This is a genomic window from Tunicatimonas sp., assembly GCF_049647865.1.
In the GTDB taxonomy this organism is placed as follows: Bacteria; Bacteroidota; Bacteroidia; order Cytophagales; family Cyclobacteriaceae; genus Tunicatimonas.
In genome coordinates, this window is the sequence record NZ_JBARYM010000561.1 from 1 (window position 1) to 3,224 (window position 3,224).

Below are 3,224 nucleotides of genomic sequence, written 5' to 3' on the forward strand. Positions count from 1 at the left end.
TCCTAATTTGCGATGAGCGAAACATCAGTTCTAATTTATCTGCTAACTGCTAACTGCTAACTGCTAACTGCTAACTGCTAACTGCTAACTGCTAACTGCTAACGGATGGGTTCTAGCCTAAAGCTTGACAACTGATGTAGAACACGTACTCATTATAGGGATAGATGGAATAGCCCCCTTTGGTATTGATCAATTAGCAACACCCAGACACAACGCAGCCATAAGGCCTAATAGGAGCTAGCTCAGTTAGTCGATTTGGAATTAAGTAAAACAGCTCAATGCATTTAGCTTACCATGCCAGTGAACAGGCCATTATTGAAGAGTTTTTGTATGATACAGATGAAGATTTAGTTAGCTTCCGTTACAAAGCAAATTGATAGAATTTAGTATAAATAGATATAAGCGGTATTTGATTGTAATCTGATACCGCTTTTTCTATTTTACCCAAAATTTAGAAATACATGCTCTCTCACAATACCTTACGCTTAACTTATCTGGTTTTCGTCGCAACTGCCTCACTGATTTTATTCTCTTCTTGCCAGTCCCCTTCCCCTGAAACAACGACAGACACAATTCAATGGGTTGTTCAAGCTCGAGCGGGCGATCGTTATGCTATGATTGATACGGAGGGACAAACGATTATTCCTAACGGTCGTATTATTCAACCGCTGGGAACTACCTATCAGGTAGCTCCTCACCCCTACGGATTGGTGATGAGCGATGACGGTAGCATTGTAATCAGTGCTAACTCGGGGACATCGCCTTTTTCCATCACTATTTTTCAAAACCCACTCGCTGGTAATCCGCAGATTAAGCAAGTTCCTGAAGGAGCAAAGAATGATGAGGATTTACTGGGGGCAGTATTTATGGGATTAGCTATTTCACCTGATAACCAGACAGTGTATGTGGCCGGTGGCCAACAGAATAAAATCTATTTATTTGATATTGCCAGTGGTCAACCTAAAGGCGAGATCAACTGTGGGGTTACTGACGCCAATGGTAAGAATTATACTAATGGCTACATTGGGGATATGGTGTTGAGCGAAGATGGTAACACGCTGTACGCGGTTGACCAGATTGGTTTTAGATTGATTACTATTGATCTAATCAATCAGTCAATCCTAAGAAATACCCCGGTAGGTCGCTACCCGTTCGGAGTAGCTCTTTCTCCCGATGAGTCAGAAATCTACGTAGCCAATGTGGGTATGTTTGAGTATAAACCTATTGTAGGAGAAGAATTGTCTTCCGAAGCGTTGAAAGAGCAAGGGCTGCGTTTTCCCGCTACCGCTTACGGTAGCCCAGAAATGAAGGAAGGTATTCAGAATGATTCGATGAGTGTTCCTGCATTAGGTGACCCCAACGTCGATGAAGCATTTTCAGTCTGGACGGTAGACGCTACCTCTGGCAAAGTAGCCGCAAAAGTAAAAACCGGGTTTTTAGTGGGACAAGTAGTGGAAGGTTTTCCGGCGGTGGGGGGAGCCAGTCCTAATTCACTCGTAGCTACCGATGATTTTGTGTTTGTTAGCAATGGTAACAACGATTGTGTTTCAGTGATCGATATTCAGCAAGATACGGTAGTGCAGAATATTCGACTTCAACCTGATAAGCGTTTAGGTAATTTGCGGGGAATTATTCCGTTTGGGTTGGCACTGTCTCCCGATCGAAAGCGATTGTACGTAGCCGAAGCCGGAATCAATGCAGTGGGTGTAATTGATGTAGCAACTCAGCAAGTGCTTGGGCATTTGCCCGTAGGTTGGTTTCCCTCCAAATTAGCGGTTAGCCCCGATGGTAAGCAGTTGGTGGTGGCTAATGCCAAGGGTTACGGTAGTGGGCCTAACGGGGGATCTACTTTTGAGTTGGGCGACGAGGGAAGCTTCATTGGTGCCCTCATGAAAGGCTCGATCACCGTGTTAGATATTCCTGCTGATGAAGAATTAGAAGCAACTACTCGGCAAGTGGTTGAGAATAATTTTGTATTTAAAGAAGCTTCATCTATCGTTCAACAGCGAGCCGATCACCCCGTTCCGGTATACCCGGGTGAAAGAGTTTCACCTATCAAACATATTGTTTTTGTCAGTAAAGAAAATCGCACCTACGACGAAGTATTTGGGCAACTCGAAAATGGTAAAGGAGAGGCTTCCTTAGCGCGCTACGGTCGCGATCAAACTTTTAGCAACAATGCTAATACCCAAACTGTAGAGAATGCCACTGTAATGCCTAATCATTTGGCGTTAGCTGAACGTTTTGCTATTAGCGACAACTTTTACGTTGATGCCGATCACTCCGCCGATGGTCACCGTTGGTTGGTGAGTACGTATCCGAACGAGTGGGTAGAAACTCACGTAGCGGCGGCTTACGGGGGTAAGCGAAGATCAGTACCTGGATCTGAGGCTCCGGGCAATTATGGTGTAGTCGGTTCCTCCGGAGCTATTTATCCTGAAGATTACAATGAAGCTGGCTCCATCTGGGATCATTTCGATCGGAATAATATTGATTTCTACAACTTTGGCTTTGGGGTAGAACTAGCCAATAGCTACGCTGATTCTACGCTAAAGTACTTTGGAGTCCGTCCCTTAGTAAATTATCCAATTCCCGGTCCACTTTACGACCGAACCTCTCGGGCCTACGCTACTTACAATATGGGCATTCCTGACCAGTTTAGGGTTGACACATTTATTGATGAGTTTGAAGAGAAGTGGGGCGATGATGGTTTGCCCGCCGTACTTACCGTTATTCTCCCCAACGACCATGGGGCCGGTGATCGTCCGAATGCGGGGTATCCGTTTAAAGAAAGTTATATGGCAGACAATGACTTAGCTTTAGGACGGCTGGTAGAATTTTTATCGAATACTTCGTACTGGAACGAGATGGCTATTATTGTGACCGAAGATGATTCTCAAGATGGTGTGGATCATGTAGATGCTCACCGAAGTTTGCTCATGGTAATTTCTCCCTACGCTAAGAAGAATTATATTGGCCATCAGCACTACAGCTTTGGTAGTATCTTCAAAACGTTCTGGCATATTCTGGGCACTCCCTACTTAAATCACTACGATTTTGGGGCTACCGACTTGGCCGATTTATTCACTGCCGAACCAGATACATCGGCGTATAAAGCGCTTTCGGTTAATCCTTTAGTGTTTGATCCTCAAAAAGCCCTTGATCCCTTTGATGAGCAATTTGACTGGAAGGCTGTACTAGAATCTCCACAACTTGATGATCCA

1 protein-coding gene is annotated in these 3,224 nt (G+C 44.6%); it reads left to right on the forward strand.

Translation table 11 applies throughout. The features are described 5' to 3' along the window. Positions 1-461 precede the first annotated feature (461 nt). Positions 462-3,224 (forward strand): bifunctional YncE family protein/alkaline phosphatase family protein (locus WBA23_RS16615; RefSeq protein ID WP_424583408.1); only part of this gene is annotated, 2,763 nt, incomplete at its 3' end.